At 60.9% G+C, this 26,244-nt stretch carries 24 protein-coding genes and 2 pseudogenes; 15 read left to right on the forward strand and 11 right to left on the reverse strand.

Translation table 11 applies throughout. From position 1 onward, the window contains the following. Positions 1-377 precede the first annotated feature (377 nt). Genes HDG37_RS20165 through HDG37_RS20185 form a run of 5 tightly spaced genes read left to right on the forward strand, consistent with a single transcriptional unit; the run spans position 378 to position 5,535 of the window. Entirely contained in the window at positions 378-1,358 is a 981-nt protein-coding gene (locus tag HDG37_RS20165) for an ABC transporter substrate-binding protein (RefSeq protein ID WP_176106855.1), read from the forward strand. A 30-nt stretch (positions 1,359-1,388) separates the two neighbouring features. Beyond that, entirely contained in the window at positions 1,389-2,426 is a 1,038-nt protein-coding gene (locus HDG37_RS20170) for an aromatic ring-hydroxylating dioxygenase subunit alpha (RefSeq protein ID WP_184050688.1), read from the forward strand. A gap of 4 nt (positions 2,427-2,430) precedes the next feature. Beyond that, positions 2,431-3,255, forward strand: coding sequence for an ABC transporter ATP-binding protein (locus tag HDG37_RS20175; RefSeq protein WP_184050690.1), 825 nt, complete (start codon positions 2,431-2,433; stop codon positions 3,253-3,255). Positions 3,256-3,284: 29 nt separating this feature from the next. Then, the gene (locus HDG37_RS20180) at positions 3,285-4,100 is read left to right on the forward strand and encodes an ABC transporter permease (protein ID WP_409260237.1); all 816 of its coding nucleotides are present in this window, start codon (positions 3,285-3,287) and stop codon (positions 4,098-4,100) included. Between the two features lie 10 nt (positions 4,101-4,110). Beyond that, positions 4,111-5,535, forward strand: a complete 1,425-nt coding sequence (locus HDG37_RS20185) for an amidohydrolase family protein (RefSeq protein ID WP_184050694.1) — start codon at positions 4,111-4,113, stop codon at positions 5,533-5,535. 600 nt (positions 5,536-6,135) lie between these two features. Here the strand turns inward: HDG37_RS20185 and HDG37_RS20190 are convergent. From HDG37_RS20190 to ltrA, 6 genes are all read right to left on the reverse strand, one after another. Next, positions 6,136-6,672, reverse strand: a complete 537-nt coding sequence (locus HDG37_RS20190) for a hypothetical protein (protein ID WP_260334944.1) — start codon at positions 6,670-6,672, stop codon at positions 6,136-6,138. A gap of 295 nt (positions 6,673-6,967) precedes the next feature. Then, positions 6,968-7,423, reverse strand: coding sequence for a RidA family protein (locus HDG37_RS20195; RefSeq protein ID WP_026225479.1), 456 nt, complete (start codon positions 7,421-7,423; stop codon positions 6,968-6,970). Between the two features lie 177 nt (positions 7,424-7,600). Continuing rightward, positions 7,601-8,182 carry a carboxymuconolactone decarboxylase family protein gene (locus HDG37_RS20200; RefSeq protein ID WP_184050696.1) on the reverse strand — a complete coding sequence of 194 codons (582 nt, stop codon included), beginning with the start codon at positions 8,180-8,182 and terminating at the stop codon, positions 7,601-7,603. A gap of 222 nt (positions 8,183-8,404) precedes the next feature. Next, the gene (locus HDG37_RS20205) at positions 8,405-9,193 is read right to left on the reverse strand and encodes an alpha/beta fold hydrolase (RefSeq protein ID WP_184050698.1); all 789 of its coding nucleotides are present in this window, start codon (positions 9,191-9,193) and stop codon (positions 8,405-8,407) included. 582 nt (positions 9,194-9,775) lie between these two features. Continuing rightward, the gene (locus HDG37_RS20210) at positions 9,776-10,747 is read right to left on the reverse strand and encodes an AraC family transcriptional regulator (RefSeq protein ID WP_018418539.1); all 972 of its coding nucleotides are present in this window, start codon (positions 10,745-10,747) and stop codon (positions 9,776-9,778) included. 296 nt (positions 10,748-11,043) lie between these two features. Then, complete coding sequence (gene ltrA / locus HDG37_RS20215; RefSeq protein ID WP_184050700.1) at positions 11,044-12,381, reverse strand: group II intron reverse transcriptase/maturase; 1,338 nt, start codon at positions 12,379-12,381, stop codon at positions 11,044-11,046. 565 nt (positions 12,382-12,946) lie between these two features. On the opposite strand from ltrA, the gene HDG37_RS20220 reads away from it, so the two are divergent. Beyond that, positions 12,947-13,822 carry a site-specific integrase gene (locus tag HDG37_RS20220; protein ID WP_184050702.1) on the forward strand — a complete coding sequence of 292 codons (876 nt, stop codon included), beginning with the start codon at positions 12,947-12,949 and terminating at the stop codon, positions 13,820-13,822. Positions 13,823-13,842: 20 nt separating this feature from the next. Next, complete coding sequence (locus HDG37_RS20225; RefSeq protein WP_184050704.1) at positions 13,843-15,012, forward strand: IS91 family transposase; 1,170 nt, start codon at positions 13,843-13,845, stop codon at positions 15,010-15,012. 431 nt (positions 15,013-15,443) lie between these two features. On the opposite strand, the gene HDG37_RS20230 is transcribed toward HDG37_RS20225, so the two are convergent. Both HDG37_RS20230 and HDG37_RS20235 read right to left on the reverse strand, forming a co-directional pair. After that, positions 15,444-16,247 carry a transglutaminase family protein gene (locus HDG37_RS20230; RefSeq protein ID WP_184050706.1) on the reverse strand — a complete coding sequence of 268 codons (804 nt, stop codon included), beginning with the start codon at positions 16,245-16,247 and terminating at the stop codon, positions 15,444-15,446. A 42-nt stretch (positions 16,248-16,289) separates the two neighbouring features. Then, positions 16,290-17,162: a transglutaminase family protein gene (locus tag HDG37_RS20235; RefSeq protein WP_184050708.1), complete on the reverse strand. Its 873-nt coding sequence runs from the start codon at positions 17,160-17,162 to the stop codon at positions 16,290-16,292. Between the two features lie 708 nt (positions 17,163-17,870). On the opposite strand from HDG37_RS20235, the gene HDG37_RS20240 reads away from it, so the two are divergent. From HDG37_RS20240 to HDG37_RS20250, 3 genes and pseudogenes are all read left to right on the forward strand, one after another. Beyond that, on the forward strand, positions 17,871-18,158 hold the full coding sequence (locus HDG37_RS20240) for a hypothetical protein (RefSeq protein ID WP_184050798.1): 288 nt from the start codon (positions 17,871-17,873) through the stop codon (positions 18,156-18,158). Continuing rightward, a pseudogene (locus HDG37_RS20245) lies at positions 18,159-18,387 on the forward strand (DUF1488 domain-containing protein). A 385-nt stretch (positions 18,388-18,772) separates the two neighbouring features. Next, positions 18,773-18,956 (forward strand): annotated as a pseudogene (locus HDG37_RS20250) (EamA family transporter); the annotation flags it as partial. Positions 18,957-19,266: 310 nt separating this feature from the next. Here HDG37_RS20250 and HDG37_RS20255 read toward each other — a convergent pair. Genes HDG37_RS20255 through HDG37_RS20265 form a run of 3 tightly spaced genes read right to left on the reverse strand, consistent with a single transcriptional unit; the run spans position 19,267 to position 21,808 of the window. Then, positions 19,267-20,481, reverse strand: a complete 1,215-nt coding sequence (locus HDG37_RS20255; protein WP_184050786.1) for a pyridoxal phosphate-dependent aminotransferase — start codon at positions 20,479-20,481, stop codon at positions 19,267-19,269. Beyond that, the gene (locus HDG37_RS20260; RefSeq protein WP_184050710.1) at positions 20,481-21,143 is read right to left on the reverse strand and encodes an RraA family protein; all 663 of its coding nucleotides are present in this window, start codon (positions 21,141-21,143) and stop codon (positions 20,481-20,483) included. The genes HDG37_RS20255 and HDG37_RS20260 overlap by 1 nt, the downstream gene beginning before the upstream one ends. Next, on the reverse strand, positions 21,140-21,808 hold the full coding sequence (locus HDG37_RS20265) for an RraA family protein (protein ID WP_184050712.1): 669 nt from the start codon (positions 21,806-21,808) through the stop codon (positions 21,140-21,142). The genes HDG37_RS20260 and HDG37_RS20265 overlap by 4 nt, the downstream gene beginning before the upstream one ends. Positions 21,809-21,911: 103 nt before the next feature. Between HDG37_RS20265 and HDG37_RS20270 the strand changes: the two genes are divergently transcribed. The 5 genes from HDG37_RS20270 to HDG37_RS20290 all read left to right on the forward strand — a co-directional run bounded on the left by HDG37_RS20270 (position 21,912) and on the right by HDG37_RS20290 (position 26,239). Further along, positions 21,912-22,859: a LysR substrate-binding domain-containing protein gene (locus HDG37_RS20270; RefSeq protein ID WP_184050714.1), complete on the forward strand. Its 948-nt coding sequence runs from the start codon at positions 21,912-21,914 to the stop codon at positions 22,857-22,859. 140 nt (positions 22,860-22,999) lie between these two features. Then, positions 23,000-23,671: an RraA family protein gene (locus HDG37_RS20275; protein ID WP_184050716.1), complete on the forward strand. Its 672-nt coding sequence runs from the start codon at positions 23,000-23,002 to the stop codon at positions 23,669-23,671. Positions 23,672-23,857: 186 nt separating this feature from the next. After that, the gene (locus HDG37_RS20280) at positions 23,858-24,757 is read left to right on the forward strand and encodes an amino acid ABC transporter substrate-binding protein (RefSeq protein ID WP_184050718.1); all 900 of its coding nucleotides are present in this window, start codon (positions 23,858-23,860) and stop codon (positions 24,755-24,757) included. Between the two features lie 38 nt (positions 24,758-24,795). Next, complete coding sequence (locus HDG37_RS20285) at positions 24,796-25,551, forward strand: amino acid ABC transporter permease (protein WP_184050720.1); 756 nt, start codon at positions 24,796-24,798, stop codon at positions 25,549-25,551. A gap of 16 nt (positions 25,552-25,567) precedes the next feature. Further along, complete coding sequence (locus HDG37_RS20290; RefSeq protein ID WP_184050722.1) at positions 25,568-26,239, forward strand: amino acid ABC transporter permease; 672 nt, start codon at positions 25,568-25,570, stop codon at positions 26,237-26,239. Positions 26,240-26,244 lie beyond the last annotated feature (5 nt).

Here is a 26,244-nt window from a genome sequence, read left to right on the forward strand (position 1 = left end):
CTTGACAGTGCGTCCATGCCCCATGATTGGGCGCCGCTGCCCCTGTATCGCCGGCTCGGACAGGCTTGCAACGACACGAGGTACGCCAGTCCCGGCAACGAATCTCTGGCATGGATATCGCTTAAAGCGTTGCAGAGTATAAGCGGCTAGCGTCGGCGTATCTGACCGGCGTGGGGCATTGCTCTTGGGGCGCATCGCGCGCCTACGTCGACCAGCCTCGACGTTCGAACGGAATCGTCCGGATTCCGTCGACAGGAAGCGTTGCGTGAATCGCCCCGAATCTTCCTCGATCGTCATCCGGCACGCCGAGCGCATCGCGCCCGACACGTTCTTACGTCCGCATGGTCTTCCTACGTTCTAACAGGGGAGCCCTTTTCATGCGTGTATTGAATCGCATCTTGAGCAGCATCGTTCTGGCCGCGAGTATCTGTTCGACGACATCGGCGCACGCCGACGATCACATCACCATCCTGACGAGCTGGTATGCGCAGGCCGAGCACGGCGGCTTCTATCAGGCGCAGGCCACGGGCCTCTACAAGAAAGCCGGGCTCGACATCACGATCAAGATGGGCGGCCCGCAGGTCAACGGTATGCAGTTGCTCGTCGGCGGCCAGGCTGATTTCATTCTCGGCTACGACTTCCAGGTGCTGTCGAGCGTCGAGGCGGGGATTCCGGTGACGACGGTCGCCGCCTCGTTCCAGTTTGACCCGCAAGGCATGCTCACGCACGACGACGTGAAGAGCCTCGCGGACCTCAAAGGCAAGACGATCCTCGTCGCGGGCTCGGGCCGCACGTCGTGGTGGCCCTGGCTCAAGGAGAAGTATGGCTATAGCGACGGTCAGACGCGTCCCTATACGTTCAACATCCAGCCGTTCTTCGCTGATGCGAACGTCGCAATGCAGGCGTATCCGTCATCCGAGACGTTCCAGGCCGATCGCGCGAACGTGAAAACGCACTTTTTCCTTTTTGCCGACGCCGGCTATCCGCCCTACAACACCACCATCGTCGGCATGAAGAAGACTCTTGCCGAGAAGCCCGATGTGGTCGCGCGCTTCGTGAAGGCGTCGATGGAAGGCTGGAAAAGCTATCTCGCCAATCCGGCGCCGGGCAACGCGCTCATCAAGAAGGACAATCCCGAGATGACCGATGCGCAGCTCGCGTTCGGCGTGGCGCAACTGAAGAAACTGAAGCTCGTGACGGGCGGAGATGCATCGACGCTCGGCATCGGCGCGATGACCGACACGCGCTGGAAGAAGACCTACGACTACATGGTCGGCGCGAAGCTGCTCAAGGCGAGCACCGACTACAAGAGCGCCTATACGCTGCAGTACATCCAGAACGCGAAAGTCATGCCCTGAGCGGGCTTCACGGAATCAAGGAGTCCGATCATGCTGGTCACACGTCAGAAAGTCTTGCGCCGCTTCTGGTACGCGGTCATGCCGATCTCGCAACTGGACGAAGGTCCGCAGCCGTTCACGCTGCTTAACGAACCGATCGTCCTGTGGAAAGGCGCGGGCGGCAAGCCGCATGCGCTGCGCGACCGCTGTTGCCATCGCACGGCGAAGCTGTCGAAGGGATTCGTCGATGCCGATGGCAACATCGCTTGCGGCTATCACGGCTGGACCTACGACTGCAGCGGCAAGTGCGTGCGCATTCCGCAAAACGCGGGCGGCGAGATTCCCTCGCGCGCGATCGTGCAGTCGTATCGCTGCGAGGAGCGCTACGGTTACGCGTGGGTTGCGCTCGACGATCCGCTGCAGCCGATTCCCCAATTTGCCGAGGAAACCGCACCGGGCTACCGGCGCATCCTACAGTTCTACGAACAGTGGAACACGAGCGCGCTGCGCATGATGGAGAATTCGTTCGACAACTCGCACTTCAGCTTCGTGCACAAGTCGAACTTCGGTCTCTTCGACAATCCGAAGCCATCGAAGTACGAGTTCCGTCCGAGCGAATGGGGCTTTGAGGCCGAGACGCGCGTGCCGATCCGCAACCCGCAAGCGAGCTTCCGCATCACGGGCACTACCGACGACATCACCGAGCGCCATCTGATGAACCGATGGTACGTGCCGTTCGCGCGGCGCTTCGGCTGCATGTATCCGGCAAGCGGCGTGCATCACATCATCTACAACTGCGCAACGCCGATCGACGACAGGACGATGATGCTCGTGCAATGGCTCTATCGCAACGACACCGAAGCGCAATGTTCGACCCAGGAGCTGATCGACTGGGACCGGCCGATCACCGATGAAGACCGCGAGATTCTCGAAGCCACCGACTACGACGCGTGCATCGACGTGCGCCGCCAGCAGGAATGCCACATGGCATCCGATCAGCCCGGACTGCTGATGCGCCGCATGCTGCTCGAGCTACTCGAAGAGCATGGCGAGCGCGAAGTGTTCCGCATCGATACAGAGGAGGCATGAGGCCATGAGCGATGACAGCAAAGACACGGCGCTCGCCGTCCAGCGTATCGACAAGGTATATCCGAACGGCACGATCGCACTGGACGATGTATGCCTCACCATCGGCGCGGGAGAATTCGTCTCGCTGCTCGGACCGTCGGGTTGTGGCAAGAGCACGCTGCTCAAGATGTTCGCCGGCATCGAGACACCCACGCACGGTCACATGCGGTGGTGGGGCCAGTCGTTCAGCGTCGTCGGATCGGTTGGGCGGCGCATGTCGATGGTGTTCCAGGAAGCCACGCTGATGCCCTGGGCGTCGATTGCCGACAACGTGCGCCTGCCGCTCGACCTCGCGCACGTACCGCGACGCGAAGCCGACGCGCGTGTCGCCATTGCGCTCGCGAACGTCGGTCTTGCCGGCTTCGGCACGGTGCGTCCGCGCGAGCTGTCGGGCGGGATGCAGATGCGTGCGTCGCTGGCACGGGCGCTCGTCACGGAACCCGACCTGCTGCTGCTCGACGAGCCATTCGGCGCGCTCGACGAATTCACGCGCAACAAGCTCGATGCTGATCTGCGCGCGCTCTGGAGGAAGCGCGGCATGACCGTGGTGTTCGTCACGCACAGCATCTACGAGGCGGTGTATCTGTCGGGACGCGTGGTTGTGATGCAGGCGCGGCCAGGACGCATGATCGCCGACGTGCCGATCGGCGGGCCGGCCGAACGCGACGAAGCGTATCGCGTTTCGACACCTTTCATGCAGCATTGCAAGGCGCTGTCGGACCTGATCACCGACGCGCATCTGGCATCGAGTGAAAACAGGCAGGTCGATACCCAGGGAGCGCAATCATGAGTAGTCAGACGCTTGTAACGAAGCATGCGATGCATTCGAAAGCCGAGCGCCGGCGCAGCCCTCCGCTGTTACAGCGGCCCGGCGTGGCGAAGGCGATGGCGCCCTGTGTCGTCGGCATATTGATGCTGCTGGTCTGGGAAGGCTGGTGCGCGCTCTTCAAGGTGCCGGTGTATCTCGTGCCCGCGCCGCATGACATCGCGCTGCAATTGGTCGCCGATGGTCCGATGCTCGTCATGAGTCTTCTCGCGACGCTCAAGATCACGCTGCTCGCCTTCGCACTCGCAACGGTCCTGGGCGTGGCGATCGCACTGCTATTCGCGCAAAGTCCGCTGATCGAGGCGAGCTTTTTTCCTTACGCGATCTTGCTGCAGGTCACGCCAGTTGTCGCGATTGCGCCGCTCATCATCATCTGGGTGAAGGACACGACGTTCGCGCTCGTGATCTGCGCGACGCTCGTCGCGTTGTTCCCTATCATCTCGAACACCGCACTCGGCTTGCGCAGCGTTAATCCGGGCCTTGTCAGCCTGTTTCGCATCAATCGCGCGACACGCTGGCAGACGCTTGTGCGTCTGCGCGTCCCGAGCGCGCTGCCGTATTTCTTCGGCGGCTTGCGGATTTCGAGCGGACTTTCGCTGATCGGTGCGGTCGTTGCGGAGTTCGTCGCGGGAACCGGCGGCAGCGGTTCGGGTCTGGCTTATCAGATTCTGCAGGCGGGATTCCGGTTGAACATTCCGCGCCTTTTTGCGGCGCTTTTTCTGATCACGCTGACGGGCGTAGTGCTGTTCGGTATCACCGTGTGGGTCGCGCGCATCGGCTTGCGCGGCTGGCACGAGAGCGAACTCTGAGACCATCGATATGAGCATACTGATTCGCAACGCAGCCGCCATCATGACCGGCGGCGACGGCAGCGCCGAAGAACCGGCGCGCGTCGACGGACCGGACATCCGCATCGAAGGCGAGACGATCGCAGCGATTGGCAGGCTCGCGCCGCGCGAAGGCGAGACGATTGTCGATGCCACCGATTGCGTGGTCTATCCGGCGTGGGTCAACACGCATCATCATCTCTTCCAGTCGCTGCTCAAGGGCGATCCTGCGGGACTCAACGCCTCCCTCACGCCGTGGCTCGCCGCGACGCCGTATCGCTTTCGCGCGCTCTTCGATGAGAAGCGCTTCCGCCTCGCTGCTCGCATCGGGTTGATCGAACTGATACGCTCGGGATGCACGACGGTCGCGGACCACAACTACCTGTACTACCCGGGCATGCCGTTCGACAGTTCGGCGATCCTCTTCGACGAAGCGGGCAAGCTCGGCCTGCGCTTCGTGCTGCTACGCGGCGGTGCGACGCGCACGCGCCAGCTCGAAGCCGAGTTGCCGACCGCGCTTCGGCCCGAATCGCTCGATGCATATATCGCCGATATCGAGCGGCTGGCATCGACTTATCACGATGCCTCGCCGCGCGCGATGCGTCGTGTCGCGATGGCGCCGACCACCGTGCTCTATTCGATCTCGCCGCACGAGATGCGCGAGACCGCCCGCGTCGCGCGCAGGCTCGGCTTGAGGATGCACAGTCATCTGTCGGAGACGGTTGGCTATCAGGACAGCGCGAAGGCGATGCATGGCGCGACGCCCGTCGAGTTCTGCGGCGAACACGACTGGCTCGGCGACGATGTCTGGTACGCGCATCTCGTCAAGCTCGATGCGCGCGAGATCGCGCTGCTCGCCGAGACCGGGACCGGGGTCGCGCATTGTCCGCAATCGAACGGGCGGCTCGGCAGCGGCATCGCGCCGGTGCGCCAGATGGCGGACGCGGGCGTGCCGGTGTCGATCGGCGTCGATGGCGCGGCGTCCAACGAAGCCGCCGACATGATCTCCGAGGTCCACATGGCGTGGCTCGCGCAGCGCGCGCGGCGCGGCATGGCGGCGCAACCTGTCTATCGCGGCGGCACGTTCGAAGGCGGCGCCGACGTCGCTTCGGTGGAAGAGGTCGTGCACTGGGGGACGGCGGGTGGCGCGCGCGTGCTTGGGCTCGAAGGCGTCGGGCGGATTGCGCCGGGCTACTCGGCCGATATCGCCGTGTACCGGCTCGACGATCCCCGCTACTTCGGCCTGCACGATCCAGCGATCGGACCGGTGGCGTCGGGCGGACGGCCGACGGTCGCGGCACTATTCTCGGCCGGACGCTGCGTGGTGGAGGACGATGTCGTGGCGAATGTCGATCTCGGCGAACTGCGACGGCAAGCGCTGGCCGAGGTCAGCGGGATACTGACAGGAGTGGCGTAACGGCGGCCTTCGCCCGCTTGTGCATCTCCGGTGGCGAAGTCAGGCCCGCGACTGCATCAAGAACTCCCGGAACGCGTTAGTGAACTGCCAAATGGCATCATTGAATAGATGACCGCTCTTCCTTGGAATCTGCCACCTGAGCCGGACCAAGGGGGACGGCCGAAACGGGTCGCGTGCTGCCGACCGCAGCCCTGCGAAGCTCGGGGTGTGTTTGCCGCGTACATGAGGCAGCAACCGGCCAATAGTTGCCGTTCGCGAAACACACAAAGCCGCCATTCCAACGGCCGGTTCACTTCGGAACCGGCCGGACGCTCGATGGAAGAAACTCGGCCATTGCGGCCGTTGGAGTGTCGGCCGCTGTGAGGCAGTTCATAGGCGCATTGCCGCCGTTCGCTCCGTCGTTAATGCGAATGTCAGATATCGTTGGAGTGAACGAGTACTTGCGACCCCATTGCTGACAGTCGAGCGGTCAGAGGTGCAACGGCGGGTATCGGAGTTGAGCCGTCGCTCGATACTGCAGCTCACGGACGTCAAATAGAGCGAAACCTGCTGCCAGCAGCCAGGTCCCAGTCTGGATTCCGCACACCGGCACGCGAAGGCCTAACTCTTTGCGACGGGTGCAGGAGGTACGGGCAGGATGATCTCAGAAGCAACCTTCCAGTCCTTTCCGACCTTTATCCAGTTGATGATCATCAGAAACGGCTTGGGAGTTCCGTCCTGCCCTGCATACGAAACCGTGATGTTCACCGGCGCGTAGGATTGCGCTACGTCCGGCGTCAAGCCGACGACCTTGAGCTTTGAGTAATCCGGTCGGAGGACGACCGGGCCGGAGGTGCCGATGTCGTGCAGCTTCCGATCGATTGCCTCGTTGCCCCAGAAGCCTGCCCAGTTCCCCTCGGAGGGAATTGCGCTTTTGGCGACGAGAAGGGCCGAGGGGGATTGCCAGAACATCTCGTGCAGAGCCTTGAAATCGTGCCGGTTGGCTAATTCCATGAGCTCGCCGAACTCTGATTTGATCGTGTTCAAGGCCTGAGCGTCCAGCGGCTCCTTGTAAGCGGCAGGAGCAGCCGCGAGAGATCCGGCGGAGACGGTCAAGGTGACGGCAGCGGCCAATAACGTCCTGTGCATGGTCAGCATTCCTTTGGGGATTCCATAGCTTCGTTGTGGTGCGGAGCAATCCTACGCGGCCTTCCTGGCGGAGTTCGCCGCGCCCCAGAGCGAGCCCGGATTAGGGTGGTCGGGGTAGAGTTCGAGCATCGCGTCGTAGAGTTGGACGACCACCTCGGGACACAAGGCCCAGCATATTCGATCGGCTGATCGGAAATCTTTAAATTCGCTACGTCCGTTTTCTGGCGTGCGCTTAACTCCTCCCGCTGGGGATGCGGATTTCGCGTCATTGCGCTCGTATGTGCGCGGCGTCGAGCCATGCCCGTCACCCCTTCAACTCAAAGATACTGTCAATCTCAACCGGGATGCCCATCGGCAACGAATGCACTCCCAGCGCGCTTCGAGCCGGCAGATTGTCTTGCCCAAACAGGGTCAGCAACAGATCACTGGCGCCATTGGCCACTTGCGGATGCTGGGTGAACGACTGTGCTGTACGCACGTAAACTGTTAGCCGGCTGCATCGCCGGACGTTGTCGAGTCCGCAGGCCTGTTCGACACAGGCCAAGATCATGAGCATCGTTAGGCGCGCCGCGTCTTGAGCCTTTTCCAGAGAAATATCGCGGGCGACCATTCCGACGATTGGCTTGCCATCCTCGAAAGGGCCGAGCCCCGATACATACAGTTGATTCCCCGAAACGGAAACCGTTCGATAGGACCCAAGTGGGTTGATGGGCGATGGCAATTTTAGGCCCGCTTGCGCGAGGCGTTCGGATACGTTCATGTTCGGGCTCAACGTAACGTGAAAAGGAAATGGACTTGGCCTGATGAAATTAGTGCGATGCAGTGAGCTCAACCGTCCGATACACCGAACGACGTTCGTCGGTTGAGGCTCGATACGCTCGCGGATGCTTGTCCTGGTTACGATGCATTGACGCAATCGATCAGTTCGGTCAACGCATCACGTATCAAGAAGCGTGCGAGTCCCGTTGTTCAGGCCCTGATATGTACGCACTACGGGAAAGTCAATCTCCGTGTTTGCAACGACGTTGGCGTAGTTCGTCAAGACACTCAGTGCGATGTGCACGACAATCTCGACGATCTGCGCATCAGTGTAGCCGGCCTCCTTGAGGACGCGCAGATCTTCGTCGGATACGCGGCCACGTTCGTGCGCGACCTTCGCGGCGAACTGCACGGCAGGGGCAGCCGTTGGTTCATTCGAGCCGCCATTTCGATTGGCGGACATTTCCGCATCGTCAAGCTTCGCCACGTTCTTTCCTAAATAGCTGTGCGCCGACATGCAATAGTCGCAGCCGTTGATTTCGGCGACGGCGAGAGCTATACGTTCGCCGGTTTGTGCTGGAAGTGCGCCTTTTGCCAAGGCTCCGGCCAGACCGAGGTACCCCTCTAGCGCCGCGGGGCTGTTGGCTATCAGACGAAACAGATTCGGTACAACACCCAGTTTCTTGTTGACGGCCGCCAGGAAGGGCTGAGAAGCAGCTGGTGCATCTGCGATCGTGGCGGGTATCTGAAGACGGGACATATCGGTTCTGCCTTTTGAAAACACGAGAAATTGTCGAAGACAACGGACGCGTATGCTTCTATTGGAAAGAGCATCCCGGCACAGACCATCGAAGAGCGGCCTGCAGGACGGTGCGCGGAAGCCCGGATACCGCAGCCCTCTGCCCAGAGCAACACACTCGAAGGCAAAGCGCGGGATGACGAAGCCTCCCGCCTTCGCTTCCCCGGACCGACCGTAAGCCGCCTATTTCGCAGCGGCCTCGATCGCCTTTGCCAGACCGTCGGGATCGGTGAGGAACGGCGTATGACCGGTCGGCAGGGAGTACTCGGCTCTCACGGGGGTGGCGGCAACCATCTTGGCCTGGAACGAGGGGCTGATGACCTGGTCCATGGCTGTGTGGATATAGACCTTGTCGACCTGACCAAAGTTGGGGGAAGTCACGTGTACAGGCGTAGCCAGCGGGCCGACGGGTTCATCCAGGATCAGATCCGGGATTGCCTCGCGTAGTTTGTCAGGACCTCCATTGGCAAACAGATCGGCACGTGCCGGATATTCGATGGAGGCAATGCCCTTTTCCTTATCGATCTGCAGGTGCGGGCCGATCTTGGCGTCGGCATCCTTACTGGCCATTGAAACGAGCGAGTCGCCGTCTTGCGGCAGGTAGGCAGCAACAAAGACCAAAGTCTTGATCTTCTTCGGTGCCGTTTCCGCGGCGTCGGCGATGACGATGCCGCCGAAGCTGTGACCGACCACGACGGCCGGGCGATGGGACTTGTTCAGCGCTGGGACCACGGTGTCGCGATAGAGGTCAAGGCTGACTTTGTCCGGTGTGGCTGGCGCGCCCGGACGCCCTGGCAGATCAACAGCCACCACCTTAAAGCCGTCGGTTTGAAGCCTGGATGTGACATAACCCCAGACCTGGGCGTCTTCGAAAGCGCCGTGGACCAGAACGATGGGGGGCTTTTCCGCAGCCATCGCACCGGTACCAAAGGCGAATGCTGACATGGCGAGAACAGCGAGGATGAGTTTCATCTACATTGCTTCCTTGAAGAGACATCGGTGCCGATGTCGTGAATTGAAACCTGCATTTGAAAGATCCGTGGGCATGCCTCGATCTCTCGATTCCGTTTAGGAATCCAGAACTCTATTATGTTGGGGCGGAACTGAACGGCACCAGATCGACGAATTGCCCGAGATCAGCCGACGTTACTTATGCATCGCGGCATGCCCGGCCTTCATGCCGCCTATACGACGGTGAAGCTAGCGGCTCCGCTCCAGCTTCCGATCCAGACGCATGACGGAAGCGTGGGTGCTGCAACGAGAAGTGTTATCGCAAACCGTCTGGGCTGCCTGAGCATGAGAGATCCGAACCATAGTGCGTGGGAGCCTTTCCTCCTATTCAGATACCGGAGGACCTTGGCTATCCACTCTAAAGAATGTATTCGAGACTGACCATATCTCGGCGTCTGATATGCATGATCCATCGTACGATCGACGCACTCGGACAAGCGAGCAGATCGGCGCCGCCTGGGGACCGACGCGATGCCATTGAAAGGAAACCGCCGCAATGACAGTTTCAACTGACGAATCAAGCCAACGGTGTAAAGAGGACTCTCAAGGGAGTTCCGCACTTCGCGCGACAAAGGCCCCGGTCTGTGCGATTCGATGCGCGTCACGCGGTGGATAGCCAAACTCCTCCTTGAAGGCGCGACTGAAGGCAGCCTCCGAACCATAGCCGGCACCGTGGGCCACTTCGGTCACCTTCAGGGTCCCTCCGCTTAGCAAGTCTGCTGCGATTGTCAATCTCCAGCGTGTCAGGTAACGCAACGGTGGAAGTCCCACCACCGCCGTGAAGCGATCCGAGAACGTCGATCGCGACATCATCGCCGTCTCGGCGAGGGCCGAGACCGTCCATGCACGGTCAGGTTCCAGATGCATTGCGTTTAACGCACGGCCTACGCGTTCGTCGCTAAGTCCGGACAGCCAGCCAAGCCGATCGCCTTGCTGGCTGACCCACATCCGCAAGGTGCGGATAACGAGTAGATCAATAAGCCGCGAGATCATCAGCGATGACCCTGGGCCGGCGCTACGCGATTCCACGTCAAGGAAATGCGAGATAGAGGCCAGCCAAGGGGGCTCGCTGACTTTGTCGCATGTCAGATGAATCAGACCGGGAAGCCCGGTGAGCAAAGAGCGTAACGGCGCCCCGTCAAAATAGAATGATCCTGCGAGAAAGGATCCTGCCATGCCGTCATCAGCCGCCCATTTGAACGTCTGAGCATCTCTGCTGGGGGTAAAGTCCACCGCCGCCTCGAAGCGTTGATGTGCTTTCCGGCCCGGCTTGCTTCGAATCGTATGTCCGTCCGCATGTGGCAAAAGAACGAAGTCGCCTGACCGCAGCGTCACGGAGGGGCCATTGCGTTGAGACACCGACAGTTCGCCGGCACGCAGATGCAAAAACGTTGCCGGCCCTGGCGGAAAAATCACTTCGGTGGAACTGCCCAGCTCGCCGTGGAAAACATGATCTCCGCGAAGGCGAATCAGCCTGAGTACCTGTGACAAGACATCGGCGTGCTCGGACGGCATGGGCTACTCCTCTGGGGCATATTCACAGGGCTGCGCCCATCAACGATGTATGCGAGGTCAAGAGACTGACGGTTGCCTCAGGGCCACCATCGTACCGTGCCGCTTCCGGTATGCGGACATATCTTCGGCGGAACGAACGCCACGCGGGGCGGGTTGTCCGATCTCAGCTTGTCTTCAGCCATTCGAGCTTTTCTCACAAATGGCCGCTGCTGGCCGAAGGATAGGGGTAGGAAACGGCGCTCGCCGTCCCCTCCCTCCGAACCCGGTGTGCAGTTTTCCCGCGACGGGCTCTCCAGTCAGTTGTTTCCACATCGGGATTGGCGCGCCAATCGATGAGCCTCGGACATCGTGAACAGCCCAAGATTAGCGAAGAAGGCATTTGGCCATCGGGCGTGATCGCGCAAGCATTTACCTTGACCCGGACGGTGTAACTGTCGGCGCAGGATCGCTCGCAGACGGCGGCGAACAAAGCCGTCGACCGACGAGAAGGTGTATCGGTGGGCATTCTGGAAATAGCCGAACCAGCCGCGCAGGATCGGGTTGATCGACGCAACGATGCCCTCGATCGAATCGCCCCTGTTACGTCTGGTCAGGGCGCGGATTTTGTCCCGCAGCCCCATGAGACTCTTCTTGCGCACCCAACGCTCGCCGGCTTCGAACCGGTAGCCCAGAAACTCGAACCCTTGACCTTCCAGCCGGCAATCCCCAACGTGGGTTTTGTCCGGATGCAGTGTCAAGCCGTTCGCATTCACCCAGGCCCGCATGCGAGTGAGCGCAGCTTCCGCTTCCTCGCGCGTGCGGCATAACACCACGGCGTCATCCGCGTAGCGCACCATTACCAGCCCGGCTTCGCGCATTTCCACGTCAAGCTCGTGCAGGTACAGATTTGCCAACAAGGGGCTGACAACCGCCCCTTGAGGACTGCCGGAAGTCGGCGTCCAACGCGTCATGTCTTCCATGATGTCCTGCTTGAGAAAGTACTGGATGAGTTCCAGAACCCGGCCGTCCGAGATTCGCCCTGCCACTCTTGCAAGAAGAGGTGAGTGTGGAATCGAGTCAAAATAGCTTTGCAGGTCAGCATCGACCACCCAGCAGTAGCCCGCTTTCACATGCCGATCCACTTCGCGCAGCGCATCCTTGCAGCCTAGGCCCGGGCGAAAGCCGTAGCTTCTCGGCTCGAACTCATGCTCAAAGATCGGCTCGATCACCAGCTTCAGGGCCGCCTGAACGACGCGATCCTTTACAGCGGGTATACCGAGCGGACGACGTCCTTTACCTTTCGGTATGTAGACGCGCCGCACTGGCTGCGGGCGATAGCTACCATCCTGCAATGCTTGCGCCAGTTCAGCGAGGTATCGGTCCCGCGCTTGCGCGAATCGCTTCACGCTCATGCGATCCACTCCCGCCGCCCCGGCGTTCTTCTCGACCTGAGCCCATCCCAGCGCGAGAGCTTCCAGGCGAAACACCTTGTCGATCAGACTGTGCCACTTGCCTCCTTTAACTCCGTTTTGTAGAGCAGCCAACATAGCGTCCGTCCAGATTGAAGCCGACGCGAATTTCCGCTGCACGCAGCTTCCCAGCGCGTCTGCATCTCGTCTAGTCGTTTCCGACACTGGCGATGCTTCGATCTTCATCTCTGCTTCCTTCCGGTCTTTTGCTATCAACTTTCCTGCCCCGCTTCCCTAGTGCGCCTTTTGCTCTGACGCAGGTCTCCACGGCTTGACGCTGCCGTGTGCAGTACTATCGGGACTCTGACTCCTGCCAGCGTTCACCTCGCTGACAGGTCTCCCCGCTTGCTTCGCACTACCGTCCCATCGTTCCGTCCTCAACCACGTGGTACGCCACCGCACCGCTTTGTCCGCCACGACAGCGTGCTGTGTTGTTTCCAGGCTTCGCCACTTTAGTGCAGGCTCGCCGCCATACCCCGCCGAAACAGGTTCGTTAACCTACGGACCGACAGTTCGCTTCCGGTTACTCCCCACCCCGCCTCACGACGACGCAGTTACCTTCAGCTACGGAGCTGTGGCCAACTCCGGCGGGGACTTACACCCCGCAGATAGCACGCCATCACGGGCGTACACTAAACCGCTCGCGCGGTAGGGGCTACGGTCTGAAGCTGGAGATCAGGGAGAGGTCGGTCACGCGGCTTTATGTTGGCGAATGAGGCAATCCGCCTCGTTCTTCAACAGGAGCCGAATCATGACCTCCTCACCGGCAAACGTCAGCCGATTGCGCCAACGCATGACCGACGACATGCGCATGCGCCAGCTTGCCCCCAAGACGCAGGACATCTATCTGCACATTGTGCGTGAGTTCGCCCGGTTTCTCGGGCGCTCACCTGCCACCGCCACCGTCGAGGACCTGCGCCGCTACCAGCTCTATCTGGTCGACCACGGCACATCGGCCGTATCGCTGAACCACGCGATCACCGGCCTGAAGTTCTTCTTCACAGTCACGCTCGACTGCCCCGAGCTGATGGTCAGGATGCAACCGGTGCGCGTGCCCCGCATATTGCCCGTCGTGCTCAGTCCCGATGAAGTGCGGCGACTCATCGAGGCGGCCGGCAACCTGAAGCACCAGACCGCGCTGTCGGTCGCGTACGGCGCGGGGCTACGCGCCGGCGAAGTGGTCGCGCTGAAGGTCACCGACGTCGACAGCGAACGCATGACACTGCGTATCGAGCAGGGCAAGGGGCGCCGTGACCGCTACGCAATGCTCTCCCCGGTGCTGCTCGAGCGTCTGCGTGTGTGGTGGCGCGTGGCCCGTGCGCAGGGCAGGATGCCCGATGGTGGGTGGCTGTTTCCCGGGCTCGATCCGCTCGACCAGTTAAGCACGCGACAGCTGAACCGTGCCATTCATGCCGCCGCCGAGGCTGCGAACATCGACAAGCGCGTATCCATGCATACCTTGAGGCACAGTTTTGCGACACACCTGCTCGAACAAAAGGTGGACATCCGCGTGATCCAGGTGCTGCTCGGCCACGCGAAGCTCGAGAACACCGCGCTCTACGTTCAGGTGGCCACCGACCTGCTGCACGAGGTCACGAGTCCGCTGGACCGCCTGCCTGCCGGGTAAGCTGCGCGCTGTAGCGCCTCATGCTGGAGGTTGCGGATATCTTCCGCAGCCACGGGCCAGCGTGGCGAGCCACGACACATCTGAGCCTGGGGCAGCTGAAGGTCATGTCGGCCATCGAACGGTGCCGCACGGCGGCACTGGGCGGACATGTGCTGCGCTGTTCAGGCTGCGCAAGCACAGAGGTGTCCTTCAACTCGTGCCGGGACCGCCATTGCCCAAAGTGCCAGGCCAGCGCCGCACACCGCTGGCTGGAGGCACGCCAGGCCGATCTGCTGCCCGTCGAATACTTCCACGTCGTCTTCACGCTGCCCGCACCCATCAGTTCGATCGCCTGGTACAACAAACGGATCATCTACGGCCTGCTGTTCGACATCGCCGCTGACACGCTGCGCACGATCGCCGGGGATCCCGGGCATCTCGGCGCCCAGATCGGCGCCACGCTCGTACTGCACACCTGGGGCTCGGCGCTGACGCATCACCCGCATGTGCACGGCATCGTCCCCGGTGGCGGGCTGTCGCCTGACGGTGAGCGCTGGATCGCCTGCCGGCCGGGATTCTTCCTGCCGGTGCGCGTCCTGTCACGCCTGTTCCGCCGGCGCTTCCTCGAAGCACTCGAAGCGGCCCACCGGCATGGCCAGCTGCAGTTCTTCGGCGAGTACACCGGGCTCGCTGACCGCGCCACCTTTGCCCGGTGGCTTGCGCCGCTAAGTAGCTGCGAATGGGTGGTCTACGCCAAGCGCCCGTTCGCCGGACCCAAGGCGGTGCTCGAGTACCTCTCACGCTACACGCACCGCGTCGCCATCTCCAACCAGCGCCTGATCGCCTTCGATGAGCGCGGCGTGACGTTCCGCTGGAAGGACTACCGGGCGAAGGGACGCACCCGCTACAAGACCATGACGCTGGAGGCCGGCGAATTCATGCGCCGCTTTCTGCTCCATGTGCTGCCCGGTGGTTTCCATCGGATCCGTCACTACGGGCTGCTCGCCAACCCGGTGCGTCGCGCCAGTCTCGCGAAGGTGCGCGATCTGCTCCACGTCGCACCCCGGATCAGCCCGTCACCGGACGACGCCGTCATCGAAACCCGCCCCGTCTTCATCTGCCGGCACTGCGGTGCACCGATGATCGTCATCGACATCCTCGCGCGCAGCGCACCGATCCGCGCACCGCCGATGTGCCGGGATCAGACATGAGCACAACGGTTCCCCGATATCTGAACCGACCGTCGGCTTTGCGGCAACGCGGCCCACGAAGGGACGTATGCACGCGTCGCTTCGCACAGGCCCTCGCACGTCCGCTTCGCCGTCACGATGGCGCAACTGCACCGCTTCGTCATGGCGTCAGCGCCCATCCAGCATCCCGCCTGGCCGCGCCGCATCCGGCATCGCTGGGCATCCTGACCGATCAATCGCCATAGCCGCCAGGCTCCAACCGCATCGGGGCACTCCGCGGTTTCCTCCATCGGGGCTTATTCGACGCCTGCCAACACGCGGAGAGGCACCCTCTCATTCCTGCGGCCGAAGGCAGGCATCGAATAACCCTTAACGACCGCTGCCTGATGCATCTGATGCATCCCGACCCAAACCCGTCCTCTACGACACCACCAACGAATGACCACTCGCCATCATTCAAGCGCGCAGTGGACGTCGAATTTGATGAGATTCGTCGGACCGAATGTGTTGCTGATCGCAACGTCGGCGGCATCGCGGCCGCGCGCCATCAGCACACGACCGATACGCGGCACGTTGTTGCGCGGATCGAAGGTCTGCCAGGAGCCGCCCACATAGGCTTCGAACCATGCCGCGAAATCCATCGTGCTCCACGGCGGCGGCACACCGACGTCACTGATGTAGCCCGTGCAGTAGCGCGCCGGAATATTCATCGCGCGGCATAGCGCCACGGCCAGATGAGCGAAGTCGCGACACACGCCCTTGCGTTCCTGCCACGCCTGAAACGCGGTCTTGGTCGGCCGTGCAAATTCGTATCCGAACGTGACATGGCGATGCACGTAGTCGCAAATCGCCTGCACCCGGTGGCGGCCCGGAGGCGTATTGGAAAACAGTTTCCAGGCAATGTCGGACAGCAGATCGGTTTCGCAATAGCGGCTGCCGAGCAGGAACACCAGACATTCATCCGGAAGCGTTTCGACGGCATGCTGATAGTCGAACGGCTCGCGCGTCTCGGGTTGATCGGAGACGTTGAGCAGCGCGCTTGTGGAAAGCGAAATCAGCCCCTGCGGCGCGACGATGCGGCTGCACAGATTGCCGAAGCTATCGCGATACTGCGTGATCGCCACCGGCGGATCGACCACCAGCAGATCGGCAGACAGGACATCCTGCACGCGGGAAAAATGCGTGTTCAGCATCAACATCATTGGCGTCGGCTGCGCGCACTCGTAGATCAGTTCATAGCCCACGCGAAGTTTCATCTGACCATCCTTCCATTGATAAAGTCGTAACGCGCTGAGCGCTCAGGCGTCTTCGGTCACGCTCACGTCGACCTCAAGACTGCGGAACGAATGCATCGCGCCGTGCCATGTGCCCCAGAGCGGCAGCGCCTGATCGTAATTCCACGCTACCGCCACACGAATCAGATGCCGGTTGCCGACGATGCTGTTGGTCGGATCGAAATCGACCCAGCCTGCACCGGGAAGATAGATCTGCAGCCATGCGTGGGTCGCGCCGCCGCCCAGGGTGGTGTCGTGGTCCGGCACGAAGATATATCCGCTGACAAACCGGGCCGCGAGGCCAAGCGAGCGGACGGCATCCATCATCAGCACCGCGAAATCGCGGCAACTGCCGCTGCGCAGGCGTAGCGTGTCGGCAGGACGATTGACGCCCTTCTCGACGCGCCGCACGTACATGAAGTTGTTCTTGATCTCGAGCGTCATGCTGCGCAACAACGTCATCGTGCCCGTCGTGCCGCCGGGGTCGATAAAGCGTCGCGCCCACAGGTCGACATCCTCGTTCGGAAACTGTCGGCTTCGCGCGTTCACCAGATCAGAGGCTTCCTCGCTCGTATACGCGAAGGGCCAGGTCGACGCATAGGCTTCCAGCGAATAGTCAGGCAGCGGCGCCTCGTAATGTTCGAGCGTCACCTCGCTTCTGAAGAGCAGTTCGGATGCTTCGACCGAAAACGTGGCGACTGCGACCGAGTTGTCGAAGACATCGTGCAACCAATACAGCCGTTCAGGTGTGGGCGTGATCAGCAACTGCGCGGTGAGAAGCCGCAGATCATGACTCGCACGCGGGCGGAACATCATGCGATGCTCGCCGAAGCGCACTGGCTCCAAGTAGTGGTAGACGCTCTGGTGCCGCACGGTTAGACGTTGCGGCGCGCTCATTGCGTTTCGCCGCGAACAAACTTGCTCACCATTTCGCCCCCAAAAGGAAAGCCCACCGCGACAGCACGAACCGGGGCGGCAATCGGTCACGACTCAGACACGCGCTGAAAACGATCAGCAATGAGAGGCAACAAGGTGCAGCCCGAATTGCAATGACGCTCTTTCTACCGGGCCGCTGCTACACCTTCGTCGAAAGTGCGCACAAGCAAAGTGAAACGACCGCGCGTCACATGCGCGTGTCGGTTACTTCTTCGTCACGCCGCTCGACACAGAAGTCTTCGGGGTAGACGTCTTGAACAGACCTGCTCCGGGAGATGGTAACTTTTTAGGTTGTTTAGGCTTCTTTGCCTCGCGATTACTACGCAGTTGACCTTTTGCCATTTCGCTCCCCATTTAGGCGCCCACGGAAGGGGCCGCTCTGCGACTCATTCTGGGCGCATTTTTAATTACTGTCGCGATCTATTTAAAAGACCCGATCACACACCTTAAGGGGTAAGTGCACAAGTTTGCTGATACTGCGCAAGTCTGCTGATAGTGCCTGCTCTCTTCATGCACCCAGCCGCCGGTTTGCCGATTGTTCTTGCTTTGTCGCGCCATGCGGCGCACTCTCGGATAGCCAACTTGAGTGCGCAAGCGGCTTTCATCGACTCGCCACTCGTGTCCGGCTCGCCAGTACCGGCGGGAATACGCGTTGAATCTCGCACGCGAATGAGCATTGCGACCTTGATGTGGCGCGTCGCCGTGCTCAAGCGTGCTTTCTGGCCTCAGGCCACTGCCTTGAAGTTGCACGCTCTTTTTGCAGGCGTCCAGATGCTGAAGCGAACCCCAATGAGCCCGATCATGTCGGGCAGACCGCAAGACTATGTGGCGACCCAGAAAGCTCGCGTCGAAGCCTTGCGGCAGGCGGAGTCCGACCGCGCCCAGAAGCGGCTCGACGATGATGCGCGCATCGATATCAACGCCGCGAAGTGGCGCTACGTCTCTTCGAGAGATTAGATGGCAAAAAGCAAGATCGTGCTCAGCTTCCCAAATCCCAGTCGCTCTTACGACACCTCCTAGGCATCGTGTATGTTTCTGGGGCTACGACAATTCTCGCGAGATCGCGTTTCTCGTCGATGGTCAAATGCTGACGAAGCTCAACCCCGGAATCCGTAGCGAGGAAACCGACCTGCTCGCGGCGTTCGATCGTAATCGCGACCGGATACTGGAACTGGCCAAAACGTGATATAAGGGTGGCCCGCAGATCAGGTACACGATTTCCTGAATCGAAGATCGGGCGCGATCACTTTTTAGTTACGGGGATGCGAGGCGCGAGCAGGGTTCGAACACGCAGCCAATATTACTCGGCCCGAACGCCCCCGTACGTTCAATATGAAGCAGGCAGCAGATCGCCCAGCGCCTGATACACCGCTTCACGAAAAAGCGCAACCGCTGAAGACTGGCCAAACTCCACGGTGCGATCGACAATCTTGCCTGTCGCCTAATCCGGGCCGAGCGACACTCGCGATGTCGTGAACAATACATAGGCGGTCGGCGCCTGGGGTAAAAAGCTCACCTGAGTAGCAGTCCCGCAACGCGGCCGCGACGTGGAAGCGGTGTTCGGAGCGACCTGGCTACATTTGCGGGAGCGCCACGAGCACGCTCACACGCACGAGACACCGGAACCAAACCACCGAGGTCGCCATGACGAGCACCATCAGCACGTTCATGACTTCCCGTGGGACGGGCAGGAACCACATACCCCCACATAAGCGTGAACCCGTAACACACAAGCATCGCCATCATCGTCATTGACTTCGCGTGATTTCAATGTCCGCAGCAGCGCGATTATCGGTCGCTCACTCTATCGCTTTGATCGACTCCTAAATGGCCGACTGTACTCGCTCACAGAGGCCGCCCCTAAGCCGCCGTTGAAGTTTTCAACGGCAGTTCTTCGGAACGTTCATTGAACTGGTGCTATCGGCCACAAGAAGCCGTTCATACTGAGGCGCTGGAGGGCTAATGAACGGCCGCTGAACGCAACAGAGCGGACGCAGCGGACGTGTCGACCGACCCGCCCGTTGAGACGGCGGGTCGTAACACGGCGGAGGATAAGCTGGAGTGCCTATATTAGCGTCCTACAAAACTTCTGAATCTCCCCGCATGCAGCGAGCAGCGACGCTTCGTCGTTCGCATAGGCAATCCTGATGTGCCCGGCAAGGCCGAAGGCGCTGCCCTGCACGACTGCGACACCCGCCTCATCCAGCAGCGCAGTCGCTACCTCTTCATCGGTGTTGAGCATCGTACCCGCGGCCGTACGTCGACCGACCAATTCCGCGCACGACGCGAATGCGTAGAACGCACCGCCGGGCATCTCGCACCGCAGACCGGGAGCAGCGTTGAGTGCGTGTACGACAAGGTTTCTTCGATGTTCGAAGACCGCGCGCGTTTTACCGATGAAATCCTGCGGCCCGCTCAGCGCCGCAAGCGCCGCATGTTGGGAGATGGAGCACGCCCCTGACGTTTGCTGCCCCTGCAGCTTTTCCATCGCGTCAAGCAGCCAGCGCGGACCGGTTCCGTAGCCGATGCGCCAACCTGTCATCGCGTAGGCCTTCGAGACGCCGTTCATCGTCAGCGTACGAGGTGCAAGCCGAGGTTCGACTTGAGCGATCGTGAAGAAGCGTGCGCCATCGAAGATCAGATGCTCGTAGATGTCGTCCGAGAGCACCAGAACATGCGGATTCGCGAGCAACACTTTGGTCAGTGCAGCGAGCTCATCGCGGGTATAGACGGCGCCCGTCGGATTCGAGGGTGAATTGAGAACGAGCCATCGAGTGCGTGGACCGATCGCTTTCGAAAGTGCCTGCGGCGTCAGCTTGAACCCGCTCTCGATGCCACACGGCACGATGACAGCTTGCGCGCCGCAGAGCCCGACCATTTCCGGATAACTCACCCAGTACGGTGCAGGAAGGATGACTTCGTCGCCTTCGTTGAGCGTCGCGGCCAATGCGTTATAGATGACCTGCTTGCCGCCGCTGCACACGATGGTGTCCAGCCAGCCAACGTCCAGTCCGTTCTCGCGCTGGAACTTGGCGGCGACCGCTTCGCGCAGACTTCGCATGCCCGCGACTTGCGTGTAGCGCGTGTGGCCCGCGCGGATCGCTTCGATTGCGGCTTGCCTGATGTGCTCCGCCGTATCGAAGTCGGGCTCGCCCGCACTCAACGAGATGACGCTTGCACCGCTCGCGCGCCGGGCCGTGGCGCGATCCATCATGCGATACGTCGCAGAAGGTTGCGCCTGCGCGAGATTCGCATTCAGCCGTTGAGCCGATGCATCCATCATGACTTCCTCTGCAAGGTGTGGTAGCCGAGCGCTGCGCGTGCCTCGCCGAGTGTCATGCCATCTGCGATGCGCGCGCGAATTTGCGACTCGGTGTCTTCGATCTTGCGCGCGAGCGCAGCCACTTCACGAGCGCGATCGCGTGGCACGACGACGACGCCGTTCGCATCCGCGACGACGATGTCGCGCGCGGTCACACGCGCCGTGCCGATCGACACCGGAGCATTCACAGATTCCACTTGCACGCGATCCTTACCCGTACGCATGAAGCGCCCGCGGCTGAACATCGGATAACCGTCGTCGAGTGCCTTGGCCACATCGCGGCACACGCCGTCGATTACCGTCGCGGCAATTTTCCGCGCACCCGCATACTGGGTCATGATGTCGCCCCAGACAGTGCAATCGGTCCGGCCGTCGTTGTCGATCACGATCACATCCCCTTGCGCGACGTCATCGATGAAATCTCCGACGCTGCCGGGCGGTGTACTCGCGCTCACGTACTTGACCGTGAACGCCGGACCGACGACCGTCTTCCGATAATCGTCCAGCGCGATGATGCCGAGGCATTGTCCCGGCAGACCGAGTTTGTCCATTGCATCGGAAACGCCTGGCGTGTCCAGTCCTTCGAAAAGGGCGACGAGTTCCCTGACTTCAGCGCTCATTTCGCCTCCTTGACGTAGATGGCTTCGAATTCCTTGTCGTGCATGACATCCGCGACGGAGCGCCCTGCGCGAACGGCCTTCACCATGCCGTCCTGACGCCTTGCGATGCGCTCGCCGAGTTCGACTGTTTCTTCAATGCGCGCCGCGGGCACAAACACCGTTCCGCAGCGATCTGCGATGACGTAGTCGTCCTCATTCACGACGACATCCGCGAACTTCACCTGCTTGCCCGAGCTGATCTGCGCGACGCGGTTGCGGGCGCTGATCATCGTGATGCCGCGTCCGAACACCGGATAGCCGATCGACTCGCTGCCCTCAATGTCGCGGCTGCATCCGTCAATGACCGAGCCGCGAATCTCTTTCGCGGTGGCAGCGTTGGCGATGATGTCGCCCCAGCACGAAATGCCTTCGAAGCCGCCTGCGATGACGAGTACGCGATCGTCCGTACGGATTTCATCGATGACGGGCGTAATCAGGTGAAATGTCGGCGTTGCGTCGGTCTTGGGTCCGAGTTGAATGGTGCTGGCGCGTCCGACGATCCGCGGGCAATCCCACAGCGGCCGGATGCCGAACGTGGCGCCAGGAAGGCCGAGAAAATCGAGCGCATCGGAGACCGTGTTGGAGTCCAGCGAAGCGAGCCGGTCGAGCAGGGAATTCTTCGTCATGATCGGGACTGGAAGCGTTGCGGAGCTTGCAGTTTCGGCGCTAGAGTCGCATATGTATATTCCGAAGAACGGAACCCTTTCATACGCCGAAACTATCGATACCATGATAAATTTTCGACTCGTTCGCCATCTATGGTTGTTTCTCGCGGTTGCCGAAGAGGAGCATTTCGGCCGTGCCGCGCAGCGGCTCGGCATGTCGCAGCCGCCTCTGACGGAACAGATTCAGGTGCTCGAACAGGCGCTGAAAGTAAAGCTGTTTGAACGCGGACGGCATGGTGCGAAGCTCACGCAAGTCGGCGCGGCCATCTTGCCTGCCGTTCGAAAGTTCGCCGAGCAACTCGAGCGCTTGGAGCTCGCAGTGCAGGAAGCGACGCAGGGAAACAGCGGCGTATTGACGATCGGCGCAATCGCGTCTGCGATGATCGATACGCTTCCACCATTCATCGAAGACTTGAAGACTCAGTTTCCGCAGTTGACCGTGTCTGTCAAAGAGATCGATAGCGTAGAAGCCGTGCCCGCGCTCGAGCGCGGCGATATCGATCTGGCTTTCGCGCGTCTCGAAGGTAAGCTGGGGCCGTCGATTCAGTCGTTGGCTCTCAAGCAGGATCGTCTTGCGGTGGCCCTCCCGAGAACGCATCGGTTTGCGAAGATACCACGTGTGCGGCTGGCGTCGCTCGCGGACGAAGCGTTCGTCATGTTCTCGCGGCACTTCAGCCCCAATTACTACGACAGCATCATCGCGACGTGTCGCGGCGCCGGGTTTTCGCCACGCGTGTTGCACGAAGTGCGCTCGGTCTCTTCGCAGATTGCGTTCGTCGGATGTGGACAGGGCATTGCGCTCGTACCCGATTCGTTGAAGAAGATGGCGGCCGAGAACGTCGTATTTCGCCCGCTGAAGGAAGCGGTCACCGTCGTCACCTCGGCCGTCGCCTGGTCTTCCGAGCGGGCAAATCCGATCGTCGACACGGCTGTAGCGGCGCTATCCAGGAGCCGGATCATTCAGACGGAAAAGGGATCCATGGCGCGCAAAAAAAGGGCGATTCAGGCGTAACAGGGGCCACATTCGATACGGCCGGCAGATGAATTCGTTCCGATTTTCGGAATTTACGGAATGGCCACGACGCCCCATATTGATCGCGCTCTCCCGCGCGGTCGCGGGAAGTTCGCCAGTTACCGAAGAGGAGCGTTACCGTGTCGAGTTCCCAGTTCGTCATTCATTCGCCGCCTGTGCTCGCGCCCGCCGAGATCATCGAGGCTCTGCGAGAGATCGTCACACCACACATCAGCGACAGCCTTCAGCGCGTGTCGGGCGTAGTCGGCTTGAAGCGATATCACCGCAGCCGGAAGCTGGTTGGCACGGCTTTCACAGTCAAGACACGTCCCGGCGACAATCTTCTGATCTACAAGGCCTTGATGGATATGTCGCCCGGTCACGTTCTCGTCGTCGATGGCGGAACGGATACAACCAACGCACTGGTGGGCGAACTCATCATGCTTTACGCGCAGCAGCGCGGCTGCGCGGGCTTCGTGCTCGATGCCGCCATTCGGGACAGCGCGGCATTCTTCGAAGCCGACTTCCCCTGCTATGCGCGTGGATCGAGTCACCGAGGCCCATACAAAGTCGGTCCGGGCGCTATAAACGTGCCGGTTTCGGTGGGCGGACAGGTCATTTCACCGGGCGACGTGATCGTCGGAGACGAAGACGGCGTCGTCTCTTTCCAGGCGAGTGAAGCACCAAAGATTCTCGATGCAGTGGCGACGATCGCAGCAAACGAGTCGCGCATCAAGGATGAGATCGCGACGGGCGCACGCGAACAGAGCTGGCTTCAAAAGGTGCTGGCCCCGCATGGGTTGAGCGAATAGCGCGTCAGTATCGAATGCGCGAGAGAGAACGGCGATGTCGATTGGCATCGCCGTTTTTTTGCCGCCAATTCGATAGCCTTGGCATATCGAATCCTTCCTGAAATCGGAATGGACGTGGCATTTTGGGCATCCGAGCATGTGTCCACAACGCGTATTTCATGGACTCGAAAGAATCGGAGGTAGACGATGAAAAGCTTGATGGTGGTCGCAATGGCCTGTTGCCTGACGAGCCAGATAGCCGCAGCCGAAGAATCGACGCTCGCGAAGATCAAGGCGTCGCAGTCGATCACGCTCGGCGTTCGCGACAGTTCGATTCCGCTGTCATACACAGGCGGCGACGGTCAGCCCATCGGGTTTCAGATGGACATCTGCAAGCAGATTGTCTCCGCCATTCAGGCACAGCTCGGCTTGCCGAAGCTCGATGTGAAGTATCAGACCGTCAATTCACAGAATCGCGTTGTGCTCGTCCAGAACGGCACGGTGGATCTCGAATGCGGTTCGACGACAAACAATCAGGCGCGCGCCCGCGATGTCGCATTCTCGGTCACAACCTATATCGAAGAAGACCGCATGGCCGTGCGGGCGGACTCAGGCATTCGCAACCTGCGCGATCTTTCCGGCAAAACGGTGGTAGCCACCACTGGAACGACCGCGATCCAAAACTTGCGCCGGCATGAACGTGCTGAGGGCCTCAACTGGACCGACCTGTACGGCAAAGACCACGCTGACAGTTTCCTGATGCTCGAGTCCGGGCGCGCCGACGCGTGGGTGCTCGATCAGGGCGTGCTCCGTGCGACGATCGCGAGTTCCCGCAATCCTGCTGCTTACACGGTCACGGGTGAACCGTTCAACACGGAACCCATCGCCATCATGTTCCGCAAGGACGACGCCGACTTCAAGAAGGTCGTGGACGGCACGATTCGAAAGATGGACGCGGATGGCGAGATGAAAACACTGTGGAGCAAATGGTTTCTTCAACCGATTCCTCCGCGCGGCATCCGCATGAACATGGAGCCGCCCGAAGCGCTGGTGAAGCTGTGGGCACAGCCGAATGATCTGCCGATGGAAAGCTACGCGGCGCGGTAACGACACCATCGACAGCATCGACAGACGGGAGATTGGACATGGCGCTGGACTGGAGCGTGTTCTGCAAGGAAACGACGACGGGCGATGTGATTGCAAGCTGTTTCGGCAGCCGTGGCGATCAGACCTACCTGAACTGGATTCTGTCCGCATGGGGCTGGACCCTGACGGTGTTGGCCGGCGCCTTGCTGGTCGCGTTGATCACAGGGGTCGCGGTGGGAACGATGCGGACCTTGCCAGACAGACCGGTGCTTGCCTCGCTCGGTGCGGCGTGGGTGGAACTGTTTCGCGACATTCCGCTGCTCGTACAGATCTTTCTCTGGTACTTCGTCATTCCCGATGCTTTCCCGGTGCTCAAGAAGTGCTCGCCCGCGCTGCTCGTCATCGTTGCGATCGGACTATTCACGTCGGCGCGTATCGCGGAACAGGTGCGCGCCGGCATCCGCTCGCTGTCGCGCGGACAGCGTAATGCGGCGCTCGCGCTTGGGCTGACGACCGGGCAAACGTATCGGCATGTGCTGCTTCCGATGGCCTTGCGCATCATCATTCCGCCGCTCACTTCCGAGGCGATGAATGTCGTGAAGAACTCGTCCGTTGCATTTGCGGTTTCCGTTACCGAGTTGACCTTCTTCGCGCGGCAGGCGGGAGAAGAGACCGCTGCGCCCATTCAGATGTATCTCGCCGCCACTGTGTTGTATGGGCTGACCGCATTTGCCGTGAACCGTCTGATGCATGTCGTCGAGCGCCGTGCGCGCATTCCCGGCTTTGCATCAGCGGGCATGTCCGCGGCGCATTGAGAAAGGAGCCGATGTCATGTTAGGCACGCTCGACTTCGATTTTTTCCACTGGGATGTCATCGCGCCCTTCGTCGTGAAGGGCCTGGGCTACAGCGTGTGGCTGACCATCGTCGCGACGCTCGGCGGGATCGGCTTCGGTACGGCACTGGCGCTGGTGCGAATGCTCGGCAAACCCACGTTTGAACGGCCGGTTGCCATTTACGTGAACATCATGCGCTCCGTGCCGCTGGTCATGGTGCTGCTGTGGTTCTTCCTCATCATTCCGTTCGTGACGGGCAGGCCAGTCGGCGCGGAGATGTCTGCGATCGTAACGTTCATCGCGTTCGAGGCGGCTTATTTTTCCGAAATCGTTCGTGCTGGCGTTCAGGCGATATCGCGCGGTCAGTTCAATGCGGGCTTCGCGCTCGGCATGACATACGGGCAGAACATGCGATTTGTCGTGTTGCCGCAGGCGTTCCGCAACATGCTGCCCGTCTTTCTAACCCAGGTGGTCATACTGTTTCAGGACACGTCGCTGGTCTATGCCATTGGCGCGTATGACCTGCTGAAGGGGTTCGAAACCGCCGGAAAAAACGTCGGCCGTCCGGTGGAAGCTTATCTGCTTGCCGCCGTTGTGTACTTCCTCGTCTGCATGAGCTTGTCCACAGCGGTGCGGCGCGTGCAGAAGAGAGTCCAGATCATTCGTTGAAGGAG

Origin of the sequence: Paraburkholderia sp. MM5384-R2, assembly GCF_014201025.1 — a bacterium.
Lineage (GTDB): Bacteria > Pseudomonadota > Gammaproteobacteria > Burkholderiales > Burkholderiaceae > Paraburkholderia > Paraburkholderia tuberum.